The organism is Methylobacterium phyllosphaerae, from assembly GCF_001936175.1.
Lineage (GTDB): Bacteria > Pseudomonadota > Alphaproteobacteria > Rhizobiales > Beijerinckiaceae > Methylobacterium > Methylobacterium fujisawaense.
The window spans coordinates 528,671-546,632 of record NZ_CP015367.1 but is presented as its reverse complement, the minus strand read 5'-3'; the positions used below and the strand labels follow the sequence as shown (position 1 = coordinate 546,632).

General features: G+C 70.5%; 20 protein-coding genes. 6 read left to right on the top strand and 14 right to left on the bottom strand.

What is annotated here, in order from left to right; genetic code table 11:
• Window positions 1-108: 108 nt before the first annotated feature.
• Window positions 109-1,125, bottom strand: a complete 1,017-nt coding sequence (locus MCBMB27_RS02595; protein WP_043386375.1) for a threo-3-hydroxy-L-aspartate ammonia-lyase — start codon at window positions 1,123-1,125, stop codon at window positions 109-111.
• A 209-nt stretch (window positions 1,126-1,334) separates the two neighbouring features.
• Here MCBMB27_RS02595 and MCBMB27_RS02590 point away from each other — a divergent pair, with 209 nt between their 5' ends.
• Both MCBMB27_RS02590 and MCBMB27_RS02585 read left to right on the top strand, forming a co-directional pair.
• Window positions 1,335-1,553, top strand: a complete 219-nt coding sequence (locus tag MCBMB27_RS02590) for a hypothetical protein (protein WP_051045078.1) — start codon at window positions 1,335-1,337, stop codon at window positions 1,551-1,553.
• 133 nt (window positions 1,554-1,686) lie between these two features.
• Window positions 1,687-1,890 (top strand): hypothetical protein, encoded by a 204-nt coding sequence (locus MCBMB27_RS02585; RefSeq protein ID WP_043356243.1) that lies wholly within the window; start codon window positions 1,687-1,689, stop codon window positions 1,888-1,890.
• 67 nt (window positions 1,891-1,957) lie between these two features.
• On the opposite strand, the gene lpdA is transcribed toward MCBMB27_RS02585, so the two are convergent.
• The 7 genes from lpdA to MCBMB27_RS02550 all read right to left on the bottom strand — a co-directional run bounded on the left by lpdA (window position 1,958) and on the right by MCBMB27_RS02550 (window position 8,824).
• Complete coding sequence (lpdA, locus tag MCBMB27_RS02580; protein WP_043756104.1) at window positions 1,958-3,397, bottom strand: dihydrolipoyl dehydrogenase; 1,440 nt, start codon at window positions 3,395-3,397, stop codon at window positions 1,958-1,960.
• 13 nt (window positions 3,398-3,410) lie between these two features.
• A complete protein-coding gene (locus MCBMB27_RS02575) occupies window positions 3,411-4,829 on the bottom strand; it encodes a pyruvate dehydrogenase complex dihydrolipoamide acetyltransferase (RefSeq protein WP_053610583.1) in 1,419 nt (472 codons plus the stop codon).
• A gap of 4 nt (window positions 4,830-4,833) precedes the next feature.
• Complete coding sequence (locus MCBMB27_RS02570; RefSeq protein WP_075379790.1) at window positions 4,834-5,427, bottom strand: Uma2 family endonuclease; 594 nt, start codon at window positions 5,425-5,427, stop codon at window positions 4,834-4,836.
• 15 nt (window positions 5,428-5,442) lie between these two features.
• On the bottom strand, window positions 5,443-5,730 hold the full coding sequence (locus MCBMB27_RS02565; RefSeq protein ID WP_043356258.1) for a DUF5076 domain-containing protein: 288 nt from the start codon (window positions 5,728-5,730) through the stop codon (window positions 5,443-5,445).
• A gap of 70 nt (window positions 5,731-5,800) precedes the next feature.
• Complete coding sequence (locus MCBMB27_RS02560; protein ID WP_043356260.1) at window positions 5,801-7,243, bottom strand: pyruvate dehydrogenase complex E1 component subunit beta; 1,443 nt, start codon at window positions 7,241-7,243, stop codon at window positions 5,801-5,803.
• Between the two features lie 58 nt (window positions 7,244-7,301).
• Window positions 7,302-8,375: a pyruvate dehydrogenase (acetyl-transferring) E1 component subunit alpha gene (pdhA, locus tag MCBMB27_RS02555; protein WP_043356263.1), complete on the bottom strand. Its 1,074-nt coding sequence runs from the start codon at window positions 8,373-8,375 to the stop codon at window positions 7,302-7,304.
• 137 nt (window positions 8,376-8,512) lie between these two features.
• Window positions 8,513-8,824 (bottom strand): FtsB family cell division protein, encoded by a 312-nt coding sequence (locus MCBMB27_RS02550; protein ID WP_043356265.1) that lies wholly within the window; start codon window positions 8,822-8,824, stop codon window positions 8,513-8,515.
• Window positions 8,825-8,919: 95 nt separating this feature from the next.
• Here MCBMB27_RS02550 and MCBMB27_RS02545 point away from each other — a divergent pair, with 95 nt between their 5' ends.
• The gene (locus MCBMB27_RS02545; RefSeq protein WP_075379789.1) at window positions 8,920-10,122 is read left to right on the top strand and encodes an adenylate/guanylate cyclase domain-containing protein; all 1,203 of its coding nucleotides are present in this window, start codon (window positions 8,920-8,922) and stop codon (window positions 10,120-10,122) included.
• A 56-nt stretch (window positions 10,123-10,178) separates the two neighbouring features.
• On the opposite strand, the gene MCBMB27_RS30445 is transcribed toward MCBMB27_RS02545, so the two are convergent.
• On the bottom strand, window positions 10,179-10,475 hold the full coding sequence (locus MCBMB27_RS30445) for a DUF3574 domain-containing protein (RefSeq protein ID WP_257787424.1): 297 nt from the start codon (window positions 10,473-10,475) through the stop codon (window positions 10,179-10,181).
• A 104-nt stretch (window positions 10,476-10,579) separates the two neighbouring features.
• Window positions 10,580-11,869 carry a phosphopyruvate hydratase gene (eno, locus tag MCBMB27_RS02535; protein WP_075379788.1) on the bottom strand — a complete coding sequence of 430 codons (1,290 nt, stop codon included), beginning with the start codon at window positions 11,867-11,869 and terminating at the stop codon, window positions 10,580-10,582.
• A 194-nt stretch (window positions 11,870-12,063) separates the two neighbouring features.
• Between eno and queF the strand changes: the two genes are divergently transcribed.
• Complete coding sequence (queF, locus tag MCBMB27_RS02530; protein WP_043386379.1) at window positions 12,064-12,516, top strand: preQ(1) synthase; 453 nt, start codon at window positions 12,064-12,066, stop codon at window positions 12,514-12,516.
• Between the two features lie 64 nt (window positions 12,517-12,580).
• Here the strand turns inward: queF and MCBMB27_RS02525 are convergent, their stop codons facing one another.
• Window positions 12,581-12,919 (bottom strand): hypothetical protein, encoded by a 339-nt coding sequence (locus MCBMB27_RS02525; protein ID WP_043756095.1) that lies wholly within the window; start codon window positions 12,917-12,919, stop codon window positions 12,581-12,583.
• Window positions 12,920-13,252: 333 nt separating this feature from the next.
• Here MCBMB27_RS02525 and MCBMB27_RS02520 point away from each other — a divergent pair, with 333 nt between their 5' ends.
• Complete coding sequence (locus MCBMB27_RS02520) at window positions 13,253-13,927, top strand: class I SAM-dependent methyltransferase (protein WP_075379787.1); 675 nt, start codon at window positions 13,253-13,255, stop codon at window positions 13,925-13,927.
• 5 nt (window positions 13,928-13,932) lie between these two features.
• Here MCBMB27_RS02520 and kdsA read toward each other — a convergent pair whose 3' ends face one another.
• Window positions 13,933-14,787, bottom strand: a complete 855-nt coding sequence (kdsA, locus tag MCBMB27_RS02515) for a 3-deoxy-8-phosphooctulonate synthase (protein WP_043756093.1) — start codon at window positions 14,785-14,787, stop codon at window positions 13,933-13,935.
• 10 nt (window positions 14,788-14,797) lie between these two features.
• A complete protein-coding gene (locus MCBMB27_RS02510) occupies window positions 14,798-15,286 on the bottom strand; it encodes a hypothetical protein (protein ID WP_075379786.1) in 489 nt (162 codons plus the stop codon).
• Between the two features lie 173 nt (window positions 15,287-15,459).
• On the opposite strand from MCBMB27_RS02510, the gene MCBMB27_RS02505 reads away from it, so the two are divergent.
• Window positions 15,460-16,470 carry an alpha/beta fold hydrolase gene (locus MCBMB27_RS02505; protein ID WP_075379785.1) on the top strand — a complete coding sequence of 337 codons (1,011 nt, stop codon included), beginning with the start codon at window positions 15,460-15,462 and terminating at the stop codon, window positions 16,468-16,470.
• Between the two features lie 188 nt (window positions 16,471-16,658).
• On the opposite strand, the gene MCBMB27_RS02500 is transcribed toward MCBMB27_RS02505, so the two are convergent.
• A complete protein-coding gene (locus MCBMB27_RS02500) occupies window positions 16,659-17,834 on the bottom strand; it encodes an amidinotransferase (protein WP_043350578.1) in 1,176 nt (391 codons plus the stop codon).
• Window positions 17,835-17,962: the final 128 nt, after the last annotated feature.

Here is a 17,962-nt window from a genome sequence, read left to right as displayed (position 1 = left end):
CCATCCGGGTTCAAGGCCCGGGGACGCGCATTCTGGCAGCCACAAGATAAGCATTGGGTCGGGGCCGGTCCACCGCGGCGGGAGCACACCGGCCCGGCAATCGACGCCTCAGGCCGACTCGCCGGTGAGCCGCGCGAAGGCCGCCAGATCGACGTTGCCGCCGCTGATCACCACGCCGACGCGCTTGTCCGTCACGTCCACGAGCCCGTGGAGCACCGCCGCCGCCGCGAGGCAGCCGGTCGGCTCGACCACGAGCTTCATCCGGCTGGCGAAGAACCGCATGGTCTCGACGAGCTGCGCGTCGGTGACGGTGAGGATGTCGGACACCCCCGCGCGGATGATCGCGAAAGTGAGGTCGCCCAGCGCCGTCGACTGCGCCCCGTCGGCGATGGTGCGGGGCACGGGAATCGTGACGATCCGGCCCTCGCGGAACGAGCGCTGCCCGTCATTGCCCGCCTCCGGCTCGACGCCGATCACCCGGCAGCCCGGCGACAGCTCCGCCGCGGCCAGCGCGCAGCCCGCGAGCTGGCCGCCGCCGCCCAGGCAGGCCACCAGCATGTCGAGGGGGCCGACCGTCTCGATCAGCTCCTGAGCCAGGGTCCCCTGCCCGGCGATGACGTCGGGATGATTGAAGGGAGGGATCAGCGTCAGGCCGCGGGCCTGCGCGATCTCCCGGCCGAGCGCCTCGCGATCCTGGCTGTAGCGGTCGTACAGGACCACCTCGGCGCCGTAGCCGCGCGTGGCGGCGATCTTCGCGGCGGGGGCGTCGCCCGGCATGATGATGGTGGCGGGGGCGCCGAGCAACCGGCTCGCCAGCGCGATCGCCTGGGCGTGGTTGCCGGAGGAATACGTGATCACCCCGCGGGCGCGGGCCGCCTCTGGAAGGGCGCTGATCGCGTTGTAGGCCCCGCGGAACTTGAAGGCGCCGGCCCGTTGCAGGTTCTCCGCCTTGAAGAACAGCCGGCCGCCGGTCATCGCGTCCGCGGTGCGCGAGGTCAGGACCGGCGTGCGATGGGCGGCCCCGGCGATCCGCTCCGCGGCGCGGGCCACGTCGGCGAAGGTGGGAAGGCCGCCGGCCGCGTCGATGGGGTCGCCCTGCATCGTGTCCTGCATCGCGTTTCGCATCGCTCCTGCGCCGGTCGTGCCGGACGTCATAGGGCCGTTTCGGTCCGTGCGCATCCGGCCCGGTCCACATGCGGAAGCGGAGCCATTCGGCCTTTCGCCGCTTATCCCCGCAGCGACGTCTTGGCAGGAACGCTGGGGGGCGGCATCGCCATGCGGATCGAGACCATGTGCAGACCTGCGATCCGGCCGGCGGTCGGCGGGGTGGCGTCATGAGCGCCCGGGATCAGGCCTCCGGCGATGCGGCGACCGAGGTCACATTCCGGGGCCGGGGGCTGGCCCTGCAATCCGGTCGGCGGCTGATCCTGCTCGTCTGCCCGCTCTGTTCGCAGCGCAACGCACAGCGCGGCGCCGAGCGCGGCATCTGCGAGTGGTGCGCTTACGTCCCCTCGCCGGATCAGGCCGAGCCGGTGGATCGGCTGCGCCGCTGACGGGCGTTCCGGTGTCGGCGCGGATCGCGATCGCCTTGCGCAACCTCAGCATTTGTTTTTGAGTTTTATCTATTTATGGTTGCCGAACCGCCGCGCGCTACCACATTCCCGTGGACGCTCGACTGGAGGGACCATGCAACCTTCCGAATGCTGCATCTTCCGGATGACCCTCGCGTCCGTGCTCGGCAGCTGCATCACGCTGCTGCTCGTCCGGGGGCTCGATCCCATCGCGGCGCTGCTCCTGATCCCCGTCGGCGGCAGTACGGCGACGGTCGCGGTGATCCTCCTGTTTCAGCTGGTGAGCCTGACGCGCGCGGCGGCGCCCGGTTCGGACTGACGGGCCCGTGCCGGCCCGGCCTGGGCCGGACCGGAGCCCGACCCGAGCCCGGCTTCCCACTGCCGGATCAGGTGTGAATCACCTTGCCGTAGGCGTCGAGCACGCTCTCGTGCATCATCTCGCTGAGCGTCGGGTGCGGGAACACCGTGTGCATCAGCTCCTCCTCGGTGCTCTCCAGGTTCATCGCCACCACGTAGCCCTGGATCAGCTCGGTCACCTCGGCGCCGACCATGTGGGCGCCGAGCAGCTGGCCGGTCTTGGCATCGAACACGGTCTTGATCAGCCCGTCCGGCTCGCCCAGCGCGATCGCCTTGCCGTTGCCCGCGAAGGGGAAGCGGCCGACCTTCACCGCAAAACCCTGCTCCTTGGCCTTGGCCTCGGTCAGGCCGACGCTGGCGATCTGCGGCTGGCAATAGGTGCAGCCCGGGATCTTGGCCTTGTCCATCGGGTGGGTGTGCAGGCCCTTGATCGTCTCGATGCAGATGACGCCCTCGTGCTCCGCCTTGTGGGCGAGCATCGGCGGGCCGGCGACGTCGCCGATCGCGTAGAGGCCGGGCACGTTGGTGCGACCGAGCCCGTCCGTCACCACGATCCCACGGTCGATCTTCACCCCGAGCTTCTCGAGGCCGATCTTCTCGATGTTGCCGACGACGCCCACCGCCGAGATCAGTTTTTCGGCCGTGATCGTTTGTGACTTCCCGTCGCCGCCCTCGATGGTCGCCGTGATGGAATCGGCGCCCTTCTCGACCTTCGTGACCTTGGCGCCGGTGAGGATCTTGATCCCCTGCTTCTCGAAGCGCTTGCGGGCGAGGCCTGCGATCTCGGCATCCTCCACGGGGAGGATCTGCGGCAGCAGCTCCACCACGGTCACCTCGGCGCCCATGGTCCGGTAGAACGAGGCGAACTCGATGCCGATGGCGCCCGAGCCCATCACCAGCAGGCTCTTGGGCATCGTCTCGGGGACCATGGCCTCGTAATAGGTCCAGATCAGCTTCTTGTCGGGCTCGATGCCGGGTATCGCGCGCGGACGCGCGCCGGTCGCCACGATGATGTGCTTGGCTTTGTAGGTGCCGGCCCCCTTGGCGCCCTTCGGCGCCTCGGCGCGCTTGGTTTCCGTCACGGTGACCTGGCCGGGCTGGTTGCCCTGTGCGGCGCTGTCGACCGCGGCCTCGCCCCAGATCACGTCGACCTTGTTCTTCTTGAGCAGCATGCCGACGCCGCCGTTGAGCCGGCCCGAGACGCCGCGGGAGCGCTTCACGATGGCCGCGGTGTCGAACCCGACCTTTTCCGCCGTCAGCCCGTAATCACCGGCGTGCTGGAAGTAGTGGTAGATCTCGGCCGAGCGCAGCAGCGCCTTGGTGGGGATGCAGCCCCAGTTCAGGCAGATGCCGCCGAGATGCTCGCGGTCGACCACGGCGGTCTTGAACCCGAGCTGCGCCGCGCGGATCGCCGTGACGTAGCCGCCGGGCCCGGCGCCGATGATGAGGACGTCGTAGGTGTCGGACATCGTGTGCTCCGGCTCAGACCAGCATGCCCATCGGGTTCTCGATCAGCCCCTTGAAGGCCGAGACCAGCTCCGCGCCGAGCGCGCCGTCGAGGACGCGGTGGTCGCAGGACAGGGTGCAGGTCATGACCTGGACCACGGCCGGCGCCCCGTCCTTCACGACGACGCGCTTCTCGCCGGCGCCCACCGCCAGGATGCTCGATTGCGGCGGGTTGATCACCGCGGTGAAGTGCTTGATGCCGAACATGCCGAGGTTCGACACCGAGGTGACGCCGCCCTGGTACTCCTCGGGCTTCAGCTTCTTGGCGCGGGCGCGGGCGGCGAAGTCCTTCATCTCGTTGGAGATGGTCGAGAGCGTCTTCTCGTCCGCCCGGCGGATCACCGGGGTGAACAGCCCGCCGTCGATGGCGACCGCGACGCCGACCTCGGCGTGCTTGAAGCGCAGGATCCGGTCCTCGGCCCAGACCGCGTTGGCGGCCGGCACCCGGGTCAACGCGAGGCCCATCGCCTTGATGACGAAGTCGTTCACCGAGAGCTTGAAGGCGGGCTTGCCGTCCTTGTCCTTGGCCGCGGAGCCGTTCAGCGTCTCGCGCAGCTTCATCAGCGCGTCGAGCTCGCAATCCACCGTCAGGTAGAAGTGCGGGGCGACCTGCATCGCCTCGGTGAGGCGCTTGGCGATGGTCTTGCGCATGCCGTCGAGGGGCACCTCCTCGTAGGCATCCTTGGCGTAGAAGCCCTTGACCTGATCGGTCGTGAGGCCGGCCGGCGCGCCGCCCGCGGCGGCGGCCTTCGGGGCGGGGGTGGCCGCCTTCGGCGCCTCGGCGGCCTGGGGGGCGGCGGGCGCCTGGGTGGCCCCGGAGGCCTTCGCGGCCTGGACGTCCCGGGCGATGATGCGGCCGTGCGGGCCGCTGCCCTGGACGGCGCCGAGATCGACACCCTCCTGCTTGGCGATCCGCCGGGCGAGCGGCGAAGCGAAGACCCGTCCGCCCGTGCTGGCCTGCGGCGCCCCGCCGGGCTGCGCGCCTTCCGGCGCCGCGTTCACCCGCTCGTACCCCATGTGGCCGCCGCCGGGCGTGGTGTTCTGGTTGGCCGCCGAGGCGTCGGCCTTCGGCTCAGGCTTGGCGTCAGGCTTGGCCGCTCCGTTGGAGGCCGCCTTCGGCGCACCGCCGGCGGCGGCCGCCGACACGTCCTCGCCCTCGGCGGCGATGATGGCGATCAGGTCGTTGACCGGAACGTCCGCGGTGCCCTCGGGCACGAGGATCTTGGCGAGCACGCCCTCGTCGATGGCCTCCACCTCCATGGTGGCCTTGTCGGTCTCGATCTCGGCCAGCACGTCGCCGGACTTGACCGCGTCGCCCTCCTTCTTGAGCCACTTGGCGAGGTTGCCCTTCTCCATGGTCGGGGAGAGCGCGGGCATCAGCACGTTGATCGGCATGGCATCAGGTCTCGGGCAAGGCCGGGGCGGCCGGATCGTCGAAGGGAAAGAGGTCGTCGAGGGGGAACGGGACGGCGTCGAAGGGTGGAAGGGCCACGCTCTCGCCGCGCTGGACCGTGGCGAGGAGCACCCAGCGCCCGTCCGCGAGGGCGAAGCCTTCGAGCACGCCCGCGGCTGGATCGAGCAGCCAGAGGTGACCGATCTTGGCCTCCGCATAGATGCGGCGCTTGCGCCCGCGATCGAGGCGGACCGTGGAGGGCGAGAGGATCTCGCAGACCGAGTCCGGCGCGATCTCGATGTGGGCCGCTTCCAAGTCGGTCGGCACCCGCTCCCGGCGCCAAGCCGCCAGATCCGGCACCACGACATGGGCACCCAGGTGGAGTTCCGGTTCAATCATGAAAATCCAGCCGCCGGGTCCGCCGCGTCCATAACGGAACGGGGTGCCCAGCAAGGTGGACAAATCGGACGCGGCCATCGCGTGCCGGGGCCGCGGCCGCGGATGCGTCTCCAGCACACCGTCGATGATCTCGGCGACGAGATGCGCGGGGACAGCCTCCAGATCCGCGTAGGTCGCCTGCCGGACAGCCGCCTCAGCCATGGTCGGCAGCCATCGCTAGTTGAGGCCGCCGGGGTCGAGCCCCTCGGCCTCCCAGCCCGCGCGGATGCGCTCGACCGCCTCCTCCTCCGACATGTCGGTCTCCAGCGCGTAGGCGCGGGCTGCCTGCCGGGCGAGATCGGCTAGGAGCCGGCCCCAGGTGGCCGGGTCGTCGAAGGAGCGGCGGAGGGCCACGCTCACCGCGCCGTCGACCACGGCGGCGCGCAGCACCTCGATGCCGCCCTGTTCGAGGGCGTCGGGCGGGATGGCGAGTTCGGCGAAGTCGCTGCTCGAATCTTGGCTCATGGCGCGCCGGCTGTTCCTTGGGCCCCCTGCCGGGACGGAGGCGGGGACATGCGCCCCGCCCGCGCGCCCGTCACTTGTAGCAGACGCTCTTGGCGGCCTCGACCACCTCCGCCACATTCGGCAGCGCCAGCTTCTCCAGATTGGCCGCGTAGGGCATCGGCACGTCCTTGCCGGTGATGCGCAGGACCGGCGCGTCCAGGAAATCGAAGGCGTCGACCATCAGGCGCGCCACGATCTCGGCGCCGACGCCGGATTGCGGGAAGCCCTCCTCGACGGTGATGCAGCGGCCGGTCTTCTTCACCGATTCCACCACCGTCTCGGTGTCCATCGGGCGGATCGTGCGCAGGTCGATCACCTCCGCCTCGATGCCCTGCTCGGCCAGGGCCTGCGCGGCCTTGAGGGCGTAGGTCATGCCGATCGCGAAGGACACGATGGTCACGTCGCTGCCGGTGCGGTGGATCCGCGCCTTGCCGATCGGCAGCACGAAGTCGTCGAGCTGCGGCACCGGGAAGGACTGCCCGTACAGGATCTCGTTCTCGAGGAAGATCACCGGGTTCGGGTCGCGGATCGCGGCCTTGAGCAGGCCCTTGGCGTCGGAGGCCGTGTAGGGCGCGATCACCTTGAGGCCCGGCACGTTGGAGTACCACGCGGCGTAGTCGTGGCTGTGCTGGGCGGCGACGCGGGCGGCCGCGCCGTTCGGGCCGCGGAACACGATCGGGCAGCCGAGCTGGCCGCCGGACATGTACAGGGTCTTGGCCGCCGAGTTGATGATCTGGTCGATCGCCTGCATGGCGAAGTTAAAGGTCATGAACTCCACGATCGGCTTCAGCCCGGCGAGCGCCGCGCCGACGCCGATGCCGGCGAAGCCGTGCTCGGTGATCGGGGTGTCGACCACGCGCTTCGGTCCGAATTCCTGCAGCAGGTTCTGGGTGACCTTGTAGGCGCCCTGATACTCGGCGACCTCCTCGCCCATGACGAAGACGTCGCCGTCGCGGCGCATCTCCTCGGCCATGGCGTCGCGCAGGGCCTCGCGGACCGTCTGGGTGACCATCGGCGTGTCGGCCGGGAACTCCTCCATCACCGGCTCTCGGGCCTTGTTGGTGATGACGGCGGGTGCCGCCGGCGCCTTCGGGGCGTCGTCGCCGGTCTTGGCGGCGGGCGCGGGCTTGTCGGCCATGCCCTCGGCCTGCATGTCGGGCGTCGGCGCCGGATGGCCGCCGGCGCCGTTGGGCTTCGCCCCGCCGCCGGACTGGACGCTCGCCGGATCCTCGCCCTCGCCGGCGATGACGGCGATCGGCGTGTTGACCGCGACGCCCTCGGTGCCCTCCGCGATCAGGATCTTGGCGAGCACGCCCTCGTCGATCGCCTCCACCTCCATGGTGGCCTTGTCGGTCTCGATCTCGGCCAGCACGTCGCCGGACTTGATCGGGTCGCCCTCCTTCTTCAGCCACTTGGCGAGCTTGCCCTCCTCCATGGTGGGCGAGAGGGCGGGCATCAGGATGTCGGTCGCCATGCTCAGCTCTGCGGTCGTCGTCTCGTTTGGGGGGCGGCCAGCGTCGTCGGCGACGCGCTCAGGCGTGCGCGTCCAGCAGGATGTCGGTCCACAGCTCGGACGGATCCGGCTCGGGATCGTTGGTGGCGAACTCGGCCGAGGCGTTCACCGTCTCGCGGACCTTGGCGTCGGTGGCCTTCAGCTCGGCTTCGGGCACGCCGTGCAGCTCGAGCAGGCGCTTGCGCACCATCTCGATCGGGTCGTGCTCGTCGCGCATCTTCGAGACCTCGTCCTTGGTCCGGTACTTGGCCGGATCGGACATGGAGTGGCCGCGATAGCGGTAGGTCTGCATCTCCAGGATGTAGGGCCCCTGGCCGCTGCGGGCGTGCTCGATCGCCCGGGTGGCGGCCTCGCGGACGGTGCGCACGTCCATGCCGTCGACCTGTTCGCCCGGGATGCCGAAGGAGAGGCCGCGCTTCGAGAAGTCCGTCTGCGCCGAGGCCCGGGCCACCGAGGTGCCCATGGCGTAGCGGTTGTTCTCGATGACGTAGACGACCGGCAGCTTCCAGAGCGCCGCCATGTTGAAGCTCTCGTAGACCTGGCCCTGGTTGGCCGCGCCGTCGCCCATATAGGTCAGGCTGACCTTGCCGTTCTCCCGGTAATGGTCGGCGAAGGCGAGGCCCGTGCCCAGCGAGACCTGTGCGCCGACGATCCCGTGACCGCCGAAGAACTGCTTCTCGCGGCTGAACATGTGCATCGAGCCGCCCTTGCCGCGGCTGTAGCCGCCGCGGCGGCCTGTCAGCTCGGCCATGACGCCCTTCGGGTCCATGCCGCAGGCCAGCATGTGGCCGTGGTCGCGGTAGCCGGTGATGACCTGGTCGCCCTCGACCGAGGCCATCTGCATGCCGATCACCACGGCCTCCTGGCCGATATAGAGGTGGCAGAAGCCGCCGATCAGGCCCATGCCGTAGAGCTGGCCGGCCTTCTCCTCGAAGCGCCGGATCAGCAGCATCTCGTGGTAGGCGTGGAGATCCTCGTCCCGGGTGAATTGCGGCATGTTGGGCGCCGGCTTGTGCGCCTCGGCCGCCTGAGGGCTCGCGGCCTGCGATTGGGAGGACGAAGCGTCCTTGGCAGGCTCCTTGGCGGCGTCCATCGGCGCTCTCCCCGTGATTCCACGCGACGTGGTGGGGGTGTAGGACAGCGAGGATTGGAAAGCGAGGGCTGCCGCTCTGACAGGAAGCCGCTCTTGTCAGAGGACTTTCGGGGCGGACTCACGGGGCCCGGCGGCGATCAGGGCGTGATGATAACCACGTCGTTGGCGTGGACCCGGCCGAGCACGATCCGCGCCCGTTCCTCCAGGAGGTCGCGGTCGATCTGGTCGCTCTTCAGCAGCGCGACCCGGTGCTCCCAGGTGGCGCGCTCGGCCCGCACGGCGGCGAGTTCCTGATTGAGGCCGTAGGCGCGGATTTTCAGCGCCTTCTTGGCTTCGAGTCCGCGGTTGCCGCTCTCGGCCTGCCATACGAAATAGCCGACCACGAGCGCCGACAGGGTCCAGAGACCCAGCGGCAACACAACCATTCTGACTCGGCGGCGCACGACCATGGCGCGACCCTCGCGCGGAAAGGTTAATGGTTCTTTGCGATCGTGCCGCGACAGGGTCGGGGCGCGATCGGCACGGACAGGGGCGAGGCTGAGGGATGGACCTGACGCATCTGGGACGCTGGGTCGCCGCGCACGCAACGGCGACCGACGACCACGACAGCCTGCTCTCCGGTTTCTGCGAGGCGCTGGTCGGTGCGGGCATCCCCGTCTGGCGGGTCAGCGTCATGGCCCCGGCCCTCGACCCGACCCTGCGCGGCGTCAGCCTGAACTGGCACGCGGGCGAGGGGCTGTCCTTCGTGGCCAACGCCCACGGTGCCGACGAGGAGAGCGACTGGCTCCTGAGCCCCGTCTACGCGCTGGTGGAGAAGGGCGAGAGCTTCGGCCGCTGGCGCCTCGACGCGCCCGAGCTGGAAACGGACTTTCCGGTCCTGAAGGCCCTCGGGGCACAGGGCGGCGTCGATTACGTGCTGCACATCGTCGAGTTTGCGCCCGGCACCGCGCTGCGCGGCATCGCGGTCTCGTTCTGCACCCGCGGCGCCGGCGGCTTCACCGCGGCGCACCTGTCGGCCATCGCCGACGTCCTGCCGTTCCTGACGCTGGCGATCGCCAAGATGAGCTTGGCCCACACGTTCCGGGAGGTGTCGGCGACCTATCTCGGCCGTTCCACCGCCGAGCGGGTGCTCGACGGCCAGATCCGGCGCGGCGAGGGGCGGGCCATTCCGGCCGCCATCCTGCTGACGGACCTGCGCGGCTTCACGGCGCTGGCCGACCGGGTCGATCCGGCCGACATGGTCACGTGGCTCAACGAGCATTTCGACGCGCTGGGCGACCCGGTGGCGCGGCACGGCGGCGAGATCCTGAAATTCCTGGGTGACGGGTTCCTGGCCATCTTCCCGGTGCCGGACGCCGACACCCTCCCCTGCCCGGTCTGCGGCGGCGCCCTGGATGCCGCGACCGAGGGGCTCGCCGCCAACGCGGCGCTCAACGACCGCCGTCGCGCCGCGGGTCTGCCGGAGCTGCCGGCCGAGTGCGTCGTGCATTTCGGGACGGTCATCTACGGCAATGTCGGGACCGAGCGGCGCCTCGACTTCACGATCATCGGGCGGGCGGTCAACGAGGCCAGCCGGATCGAGAGCCAGTGCGCGGCCCTCGGCCATGCGCTCCTGGTCTCGGATTCCTTCGCCGAGCGGTGCGCCCGGCGGCTGGAGCCTGTCGGGACGATCGAGTTGCGGGGCCTGTCGCGGCCGATGCGGGTCTGGACCGTGCCGGCGGAGCCGTCCGATGCCGCGTCGGCCTGAGGCGGCGCAGGCTGCGGGGCCCGGAAGACCGGCCTCCCCCCGTCCTGCCGCCGCCCTCAGAACAGCGCACAGCTCCGCTGCAGCACCAGCCCGACGGCGCCCTGGGCGAAGTGCTCCCGGTACTCTTCCTTGATGCTGCGCAGGGCCGCGACCGCCTCGGGCGTCGCCGCGGTGACGATGAGGACGATGCGGGCAGCCTCATGCACGCGCCGTCCGTCCGGCCCGCGCCACTGGCCCCGGCCGGAGAACACCGTCAGCCCGTCCGGGAAGCGGGGGGTGATCCGCTCGGCCAGGAACCGGTCGAAGGCCCGCTGCGGGATGAGGCCGCCATCCGGCCGCGACAGGCCGAACAGCAGTTGCGCGCTGAGCGTCGGACGTGCGCCGTCGCAGAGCGGGTCGGCACAGGCCGGGCCGGCCGCTCCGAGGGCGAGCAGGCCGGTCAGCAGGATCCGCCGGATCAGCGCCGGGCGAGCTGCTTGAGCGCCGCCGGGCCGGCATAGAGCGCCTGCGGGCCCAGGCCTTCCTCGATGCGGATCAGCTGGTTGTACTTGGCCAGTCTGTCCGAGCGGGCGAGCGAGCCGGTCTTGATCTGCCCGCAATTGGTGGCGACCGCGAGGTCGGCGATGGTCGAATCCTCGGTCTCGCCGGAGCGGTGCGACATCACCGCGGTGTAGCCGGCGCGCTGGGCCATATCGACCGCCGCCAGGGTCTCGGTGAGCGAGCCGATCTGGTTGACCTTGATCAGGATCGAGTTGGCCGTGTCCTCCGCGATGCCGCGGGACAGGCGCTCGACGTTGGTGACGAACAGGTCGTCGCCCACGAGCTGGCACTGCGCGCCGATCTTGTCGGTCAGGAGCTTCCAGCCGGCCCAGTCGTCCTCCGACATGCCGTCCTCGATGGAGACGATCGGGTAGGTGGCGACGAGCTGCGCGAGGTAATCGACCTGCGCCTCGATGGTGCGGGTCTTCCCCTCGCCCTCGTAGGCGTAGGCGCCGTCCTTGAAGAACTCGGTGGCGGCGCAGTCGAGCGCCAGGGCCATGTCCTGGCCGGGCTTGAAGCCGGCGGCGCTGATCGCCTCCATCACGAAGTCGAGAGCGGCTTCGGCGGACGGCAGGTTCGGAGCGAAGCCGCCTTCGTCGCCGACATTGGTGTTGTGGCCGGCCTTCTTCAGCTTGCCCTTGAGGGTGTGGAACACCTCGGAGCCCATGCGCACGGCCTCGGCGAGCGAATCGGCGCCCACCGGCATGATCATGAATTCCTGGAAGTCGATCGGGTTGTCGGCATGCGCCCCGCCGTTGATGATGTTCATCATCGGCACCGGCAGCACCCGGCCCTGCACGCCGCCGACGTAGCGGTAGAGCGGCAGGCCGGACGCCTCGGCCGCGGCCTTGGCCACCGCCAGCGAGACGCCCAGGATCGCGTTGGCGCCGAGCCGCGCCTTGTTGGGCGTGCCGTCGAGCTCGATCATCGCCTCGTCGACCGCGACCTGATCCTCGGCCTCCATGCCGCCGATCGCGTCGAGGATCTCGGTCTGGGCCGCCTCGACCGCCTTGAGGACGCCCTTGCCGAGGAACCGATTCTTGTCGCCGTCGCGCAGCTCCACGGCCTCGTGGGCGCCGGTGGAGGCGCCCGACGGCACCGCGGCGCGGCCGAAGGAGCCGTCCTCCAGGATGACGTCGACTTCGACCGTGGGGTTGCCGCGGCTGTCGAGAATCTCGCGGGCGCTGATATTGGTGATCGCGGTCATGGAACGTCCTCTCGCGGGGGCCGCGGGTCGGTGGCCGCGCCCAAATCAGAGGGTGCGGCGCATCGCGGCGGCTTATCCGTCAAGCGGCGGCCGGCGGCAAGCGTCGGGACGGGCGGCGCACAGCCCGGTCCACCCGGGAAAGCGTCGCGGATCAGACAGATGCGCGCGGCGCCGACAGGCTTTATATGCCCGCCATGACCTCCGCCAACGACCTCCAGCTCGGCCAGCCGACGCCTTTCCCCACCTCCCCCGAGGAGGCGCGACTCGACCGGGTCCCGAACCCGCACGCGGACACCGACTACGTCGCCCGGTTCACCGCGCCCGAATTCACCTCGATCTGCCCGGTCACCGGGCAGCCGGATTTCGCGATCTTGGTGATCGACTACGTGCCCGGCGACTGGCTCGTGGAGTCGAAGTCGCTGAAGCTCTACCTCGGCTCATTCCGCAACCACGGCGCGTTCCACGAGGATTGCACCGTGGCGATCGGCAAGCGGCTGCGCGACCTCCTGGAGCCGCGCTACCTGCGCATCGGCGGCTTCTGGTATCCCCGCGGCGGCATCCCGATCGACGTGTTCTGGCAGACGGGCGAGCTGCCGAAGAACGCGTGGCTGCCGGATCCGGGTGTGCCGCCCTACCGCGGACGCTGACCGGCCAAACGAAAAGGGCGACCGGCTCGCGCCGGTCGCCCCCGATCCATCCGGATCTCAGATCTCAGTAGCCGTAGCCGTAGTAGCCGTAGCCCGGAGCCGCGTAGCCGTAGCCGCCGTAGACCGGGGCGTAGCCGTAGCCGTAGGACGGGGCGTAGCCGTAGCCACCGCCGTAGTAGCTGTCGCGGGCCGCGCCGGCGGCGATCGCACCGGCGGCGAGGCCGGCGATGCCGAGGCCGATGGCGGCACCGGTGCCGATGCCGCGGCGGCCGCGGTAGTAGCCGTGGCCGTAGCCGCCGTAACCGCCGTGGTAGCCCCACGGACGCGCCTCGGCGCCCGTCGTGGCGGCGACGCTGCCAATGGCCATGGCGGCGGCGGTGGCGATGATACCGATCTTGCGCATAGTGTTCCTTCTCGATCCTCGATCGAACATGCCCGATAACGTTGTCGCCCCGATACCGTTCCAGATCTCGCCCGGAGTTTTGGTGCGTATGCGCACAGAGTCGGGATCCTGAACCGTTGTTCATCGGCGCTCGCGCCGCCGTGATTGCGGTCAAGCTTGAGCGTTCGCCTGTGGAGCACGCCCGAACTCTTGCGAAGAGCCTGGCGCGGCCGCGGCCGGCGACGGTGGCGGCCGGGGCTCGAGGGCGGCGCATTGGCGATCGGCCGGGCCCGGCGGCGGAAATCCGCCCTCCTCCGGGGCGGTCGTGCTACGGCTCCGTCCGGAGGACCGACGATGGATGCCTGGACCCTGATCCGCGACAGCTTCGCGCCCCTGCCCGGCAAGCGGATCCTCGACATCGGCTGCGGGCCCGGGGCGCTCGCGCGCCGGCTGGTTGACGCCGGCGCGGCGGTCACCGGCATCGACCCCGGTGGGGCGGCGCTCGCCCGGGCGCGGGAGACCGTGCCGGAGGCGCACTTCGAGTCCGCGACCGGCGAGGCCCTGCCCTTCCCCGATGCCGGCTTCGACGGCGCCGTGATGCTGAACGCCCTGCACCACGTGCCGGACCCGGCGCCCGCCCTCGCCGAGGCGGCGCGCGTGCTGGTCCCGGGCGGCCGGCTCGTCGTGGTGGAGCCCCTGGCGGAGGGCAGCTTCTTCGACGCCCTGCGGCCGATCGAGGACGAGACGGCGGTCCGGGCCGCGGCCCAGGCGGCCATCGCCGACGCCCTGGCCCGCCGCGCCTACGCGTGCCACCGCGACGTGACCGTCGAGCGGCGGGAGCACTTTGACTCCCTCGACGCCTTCCTCGCCCGCGTCAGCGCCGTGGACCCGGCCCGCGCCGCGACCATCCGGGACCGGCGCCCCGTGATCGCGGAGGCTTTCCACAAGGCGGCCGCGCGCGAGGCGGACGGGCGGTTCGGCCTCGTCCAGCCCCTGCGGATCCACGTGCTGGAGCCGGAGGCCGCCTGAGCCGCTCAGGCGGTCCGGCGCTTGGCGAGGCGGTCGAAGGCGAGGAGTTCCTCGAGCAGCGCCGGCAGGTCCTTCAGCGCCACCATGTTGGGGCCGTCCGAGGGGGCCCGGTCCGGGTCGGGATGCGTCTCGATGAACACGCCCGCCACGCCCACCGCCACGGCGGCGCGGGCGAGGACGGCGACGAATTCCCGCTGGCCGCCGGAACTCGCCCCCTGGCCGCCGGGCTGCTGCACCGAGTGGGTGGCGTCGAACACCACCGGCGCGCCCTGCGTGACCTGCGCCATGATCGGCAGGCTGCGCATGTCCGAGACCAGGGTGTTGTAGCCGAAGGAGGCGCCGCGCTCGGTGACGATGACGTTGGGATTGCCGGCCTCCGTCACCTTGGCGGCGACGTGCTTCATGTCCCAGGGCGCCAGGAACTGACCCTTCTTGATGTTGACCGCCCGGCCGGTCGCGGCCGCGGCCAGCAGCAGATCGGTCTGGCGGCACAGGAAGGCGGGGATCTGGAGCACGTCCACCGCCTCGGCGGCGGGGGCGCATTGCTCGGCGGCGTGCACGTCGGTCAGCACCGGCAGCCCGAGGGTTTCGCGGATCTCGGCGAAGACCGGGAGCGCCCCGTCGAGGCCGATGCCCCGGGCGGCGCTGCCGGAGGTGCGGTTGGCCTTGTCGAAGGAGGTCTTGAACACGAGACCGACGCCGAGGCCCGCGGCCATCTCCTTGAGGGCGGCGGCGATCTCCAGGGCGTGCTGGCGCCCTTCGAGCTGGCATGGGCCGGCGATCAGCGTCAGCGGCAGGTGGTTGGCGAAGCGGACGCCGCCGACTTGGACGACGGGGCCGGGTGTCTCGATCTGCGACATGCGCGCCGGTCTAGCCCGCGCGGCGGATCCGCGAAAGCCCGGGCCTGTGGGCCATCCGGCAGACGGTGAGGTCGTCCCGCAGGCCATCGGTCCGGGGCCCGGTCTCGCACAGCATCAGGATCGGGCCGATGCCGCCCCGGCGCGGGGCCTGCGCCAGAAGGCTGGCCTGGTGGAGGTTGAGCGCCAGAACCTCGGCCGAGGCGGCGTCAGCCCCGGCCAGCGCCCGCGCCGCGCGGCCGATCAGGATGAAGTAGCCCGGGGGCGGCTCGCGATCGAGGGACGCCACGGTGAGCCTGGCGGGGGCGCGGCAATCGAGGCTCATCCGCTCGGCATCCTGCGCCCGGAATACCGCGACGGGGCCCGTCCGACCGGCCAGGGAGGCTCCGGTCGCGCGGATCACCGTCGCGGCGAGCGCGTCGCAGGCGTCCGCGGCGCGGGCTGGCGCGGATCCGAGACTGAACACGCCGACGAGGACAGTCAGAGCGGAGAGGCGCAGCATGGGGAAATCCGCGGCAGGACAGATCGGGTTGCACCAGATAGCGCGGGTTGCCCGAGCCGCGTAGCCGCGGCGCGACAAATGCCGACTGCGCATGGACAGGGCATCCCGGATGTCCGATCTGAGCGGGCGGCGCGGCGCCGCACGCCGCTCGCAGATCAGGCTCCGTCGCGGCCATGCTTCGAACCGTCCTCGCCTCCGCCCTCCTGGCCCTGGCGCTGCCCGGCGGCGTCTCCGCGGAGCCGCAACCGCAGCCGACCTACGGGCCGGAGCTCGAGGGCTTCGCCTACCCGTTCCCGGTGGAGCGGTTCCTGTTCACCTCGCAGCGCCAGCCGCTGCAGATGGCCTATCTCGACGTCCGACCGGCGACGCCGAACGGCCGGACAGCCGTGCTGCTGCACGGCAAGAACTTCTGCGCGGCCACCTGGGAGAGCCAGATCCGCGCGCTCAGCGCCGCCGGGTACCGGGTGATCGCGCCGGACCAGATCGGCTTCTGCAAGTCGAGCAAGCCGGCGGCCTACCAGTTCACCTTCCGGCAGCTCGCCGAGAACACCCACGCCCTCCTGGCCAAGCTCGGGATCGAGCGCCCGGTCCTGGTCGGCCATTCCACGGGCGGCATGCTGGCCGCCCATTACGCCCTGCTCTACCCCAAGGCAGTGGAGCAGCTCGTGCTGGTCAACCCGATCGGCCTGGAGGACTGGGCCGCCAAGGGCGTGCCGCCGACCTCGGTGGAGCACTGGTACGAGCGCGAACTGAAGGTGACGGCGGAGTCGATCCGGGCCTACGAGACGGCGACCTACTACGCCGGCCAGTGGGAGCCCCGCTACGAGCCCTGGGTGACGATGCTGGCGGGTCTCAACGGCGGCCCCGGCAAGGAGGCGGTCGCCTGGGACTCGGCGCTCCTCTACGACATGATCGTCACCGAGCCGGTGGTCTACCGGTTCCCGCAGATCGCGGTGCCGACCCTGCTGATGATCGGCCAGAAGGACAACACGGCGATCGGCAAGGACCTCGCCCCGCCGGAGGTGCGGGGCCGGCTCGGGAACTACCCGGAGCTCGGCAAGGCGGCCGCCCAGGCGATCCCGGGGGCCAGGCTCGTGGAGTTCCCGGCCCTGGGCCACGCGCCGCAGATGTCCGACCCCGAGGGATTCAACGCGGCGCTGATCAAGGGGATGTCCGCGCCGTGAAAGTCCGGTCGTCCGTGTACCGGCGCGGATGCATCTGACGGCGTGCTCGACCGGCCCATCCCGTCCTTGATCTCATCCTGGGTTGCCGAGCGATCGTTGATCGCCCGCCGCCTCAGGATGCGGGGCGTGGTTCGGATCTCCGGCGATCGCCGACGACCGGCGATGACGGTCGTCGGCGCGGACCGGTCCTAGAAGTACGACTTCAGCACGCCGCGGCGGCGGACGTCGAGGGTCGCGCAGTGGAACGAGCCGCCGAACGGGCCGTAGCTGAGGAACGGCGCCGGGATCGGGTCGAAGCCCCAATCCTTCAGAGCCTTGATCAGCGTCGGCTGGCTCTGGTCGACGACGATCTTCTTCTCGGTGATCGCCAGGACGTTGATCGAGGTCCAGGGCGAGCACATCGAGATCTTGCTCATGAAGCCCTCGACCGGGTCGGGGCGCGGGGCGATCAGCACGTCCCACTTCTTGAGCACGGCCGGCAGCTTCTCGACGTCGACGTAGTCTGGGTTCACCAGCACCTTGCCGGGGGCCAGAGGCATGAACGACGAGTCGATGTGCATCGGCTGCGGGCAGCGGCTCTCGATCTCGTGGATGCGGAAGCCCGGGCCGAGGTGGCGGCGCAGCCACTCGATGCCCATCAGGTTCGTCACGTTGGAGCGGGTGACGAACAGGTCGCGGCCGCAGCGCACGAAGTCGGCGGCGTCGAAGACCGGCTCGAACTCGTTCACCGTGAACTGCATGGGCTCGCCGGCCTTCAGGTTCGGCACCCGGTAATCGTAGTTGTAGAGGTCGTCCGTGAGCTGCGGCCGCGGGGCCGAGGTCCAGCGGGCGCCGGCGCGGAAGTATTCCTTGAACAGCGACCGGTAGGCGTCGCCCTCGAAGTAGCGCGAGCGCCAGCACATCGGGCTCTCGATGATCTCGTCGCCGATGACGAGATACGGGTCGCGCGGGCAGGCCACGCAGAAGCCCCGGGAGGACCAGCGCGGGGCCTTGAACTTCTTGGAGAAGTCCACCGCGTCCGGGCGGCGGACCTTCACGCCCTCGCCGGCCAGGATGGTGATGAAGTTGTCGAGCTCGGCCTGGGCGAGCTTCTTCATGAACTTCGGATACTTCCACCCGCTCGCCAGCCGGTAGAACGGCTGCGCGGCGCGCGGCAGGTTGAAGATCACCGTGAGGTGATGGGTCGGGATCGTGGCGCCGTCGAGAGAGCCGACGATCACCTCCTCCAGCGGATCCCACTCGTTCCAGGCCATGACCGGGGACTGGGGGGCCGGGACACCCGGTTCCATTCTGCCCGTAAGGCCGCCGGCATGCGTTTCGTCGGTCACGGCCTCGAGGGCCGTGATCGGTGATTCGCGCTCCATGACGTGTGCCCCTTCTGCGACGTGCCGCGGCCTTCTGCGTAGGCGCTCAAGCCCCGCGCCGCTTTGGCACCCGGTGTGTCAAACGGGTGATAGACACCGCTAATCCGTGCTGCAACGTGACAGAAACG

Bases quoted from the DNA above. Each gene is read 5' to 3' on its own strand.
- MCBMB27_RS02595 (WP_043386375.1), bottom strand. From the start codon at position 1,125: ATGCGAAACGCGATGCAGGACACGATGCAGGGCGACCCCATCGACGCG.
- MCBMB27_RS02590 (WP_051045078.1), top strand. From the start codon at position 1,335: ATGAGCGCCCGGGATCAGGCCTCCGGCGATGCGGCGACCGAGGTCACA.
- MCBMB27_RS02585 (WP_043356243.1), top strand. From the start codon at position 1,687: ATGCAACCTTCCGAATGCTGCATCTTCCGGATGACCCTCGCGTCCGTG.
- lpdA (WP_043756104.1), bottom strand. From the start codon at position 3,397: ATGTCCGACACCTACGACGTCCTCATCATCGGCGCCGGGCCCGGCGGC.
- MCBMB27_RS02575 (WP_053610583.1), bottom strand. From the start codon at position 4,829: ATGCCGATCAACGTGCTGATGCCCGCGCTCTCCCCGACCATGGAGAAG.
- MCBMB27_RS02570 (WP_075379790.1), bottom strand. From the start codon at position 5,427: ATGGCTGAGGCGGCTGTCCGGCAGGCGACCTACGCGGATCTGGAGGCT.
- MCBMB27_RS02565 (WP_043356258.1), bottom strand. From the start codon at position 5,730: ATGAGCCAAGATTCGAGCAGCGACTTCGCCGAACTCGCCATCCCGCCC.
- MCBMB27_RS02560 (WP_043356260.1), bottom strand. From the start codon at position 7,243: ATGGCGACCGACATCCTGATGCCCGCCCTCTCGCCCACCATGGAGGAG.
- pdhA (WP_043356263.1), bottom strand. From the start codon at position 8,375: ATGGACGCCGCCAAGGAGCCTGCCAAGGACGCTTCGTCCTCCCAATCG.
- MCBMB27_RS02550 (WP_043356265.1), bottom strand. From the start codon at position 8,824: ATGGTCGTGCGCCGCCGAGTCAGAATGGTTGTGTTGCCGCTGGGTCTC.
- MCBMB27_RS02545 (WP_075379789.1), top strand. From the start codon at position 8,920: ATGGACCTGACGCATCTGGGACGCTGGGTCGCCGCGCACGCAACGGCG.
- eno (WP_075379788.1), bottom strand. From the start codon at position 11,869: ATGACCGCGATCACCAATATCAGCGCCCGCGAGATTCTCGACAGCCGC.
- queF (WP_043386379.1), top strand. From the start codon at position 12,064: ATGACCTCCGCCAACGACCTCCAGCTCGGCCAGCCGACGCCTTTCCCC.
- MCBMB27_RS02525 (WP_043756095.1), bottom strand. From the start codon at position 12,919: ATGCGCAAGATCGGTATCATCGCCACCGCCGCCGCCATGGCCATTGGC.
- MCBMB27_RS02520 (WP_075379787.1), top strand. From the start codon at position 13,253: ATGGATGCCTGGACCCTGATCCGCGACAGCTTCGCGCCCCTGCCCGGC.
- kdsA (WP_043756093.1), bottom strand. From the start codon at position 14,787: ATGTCGCAGATCGAGACACCCGGCCCCGTCGTCCAAGTCGGCGGCGTC.
- MCBMB27_RS02510 (WP_075379786.1), bottom strand. From the start codon at position 15,286: ATGCTGCGCCTCTCCGCTCTGACTGTCCTCGTCGGCGTGTTCAGTCTC.
- MCBMB27_RS02505 (WP_075379785.1), top strand. From the start codon at position 15,460: ATGCTTCGAACCGTCCTCGCCTCCGCCCTCCTGGCCCTGGCGCTGCCC.
- MCBMB27_RS02500 (WP_043350578.1), bottom strand. From the start codon at position 17,834: ATGGAGCGCGAATCACCGATCACGGCCCTCGAGGCCGTGACCGACGAA.